Source organism: Allobosea sp. 05T422_2, from assembly GCF_056396265.1.
Genome location: NZ_JBFTLD010000523.1, coordinates 1 through 1142, shown reverse-complemented (window position 1 = coordinate 1142; position 1142 = coordinate 1). Strand labels below are relative to the sequence as shown.

Below are 1142 nucleotides of genomic sequence, written 5' to 3'. Positions count from 1 at the left end.
GCCTGAGGGGCCGCAGATCACCAGCTTCTCGCCGCGCGCCACCTTCAGGTTGATGTCGCGCAGCACATGGAACTCGCCATACCACTTGTTGACCCCGATCATCTCCACGGCCGTATCCGTGTTCAGGGAGGTCTGCTTCAGCGCCGCCGGACGCATCGAGATGTTGCTCTCTGCCATTGCCATGTTCTTGGTCTCCCTCAACGTCTTTGGCCGGCAGCAAGACGGCGTTCGACCGAGATCGAATAGCGCGACATGCCCCAGCAGCACAGGAAATAGAAAATCGCGGCGAAAGCATAGCCCGTCGCGCGTGTCGTCGGCGTCGCCCAGGTCGGATCGACCAGGGTCGCCTCGATGGTCCGCAGGAAGTCGAAGATGCCGACGATGGTGACCAGCGTCGTATCCTTGAACAGCCCGATGAAGGTGTTGACGATGCCTGGAATCACGATGCGCAACGCCTGCGGCAGGATGATCAGGCGCATCATGTTCCAGTAGCCGAGGCCGAGCGACATCGCCCCTTCGTACTGGCCCTTCGGGATGGCCTGCAGGCCGCCGCGAATGACTTCGGCCATATAGGCCGCCGCAAAGAGGGCAACACCGACCAGCGGGCGCAGCAAGCGGTCGGGCGACCATTCCTGCGGCACGAAGAGCGGCAGCATCGTGTTGGCCATGAACAGCACCGTGATCAACGGCACGCCGCGCACGAACTCGATGAAGATCACCGAGAGCAGCTGGATGATCGGCAGGCGGGAGCGCCGTCCGAGCGCCAGCACGACACCGAGCGGCAGCGAAAAGACGATGCCGACCGCCGCGATCAGGAAGGTCACCGTCATCCCGCCCCAGAGGCCGGTATCGACCCGAGGCAGGCCGACGCTCTGGTCCAGAATGGCGATCAGGCCAAAGGCGACAAGAGCCATCAGGATCAGGCGCTTGGGCCGATAGAAACGCTTCCAGGGCGGCAGCTCATGTTCGACTGCGAGCTGTCCGGCTCCGGTGTGGAAGCGCGCCAGCGAAGGCACGAAGGACAACACCATGTACACCGCCGCCAGCGCGACCGTGGCGATGATCAGGTAGCGCAATAAATTGAGCGCACCGGGACCGCCGAGCAGCAGGACATAGGCACTGATCGGCAACAGCAAACAGCA

The 1142-nt window shown here is 63.0% G+C and carries 1 protein-coding gene and 1 pseudogene; both read right to left on the bottom strand.

Going from position 1 to position 1142, the window contains the following annotated elements; translation table 11 throughout:
* Nucleotides 1-156, bottom strand: a pseudogene (locus tag AC1DJT_RS36815) (amino acid ABC transporter ATP-binding protein); the annotation flags it as partial.
* 41 nt (nt 157-197) lie between these two features.
* On the bottom strand, nt 198-1142 hold a 945-nt coding region (locus AC1DJT_RS36810), incomplete at its 5' end, for an amino acid ABC transporter permease (protein WP_476836075.1).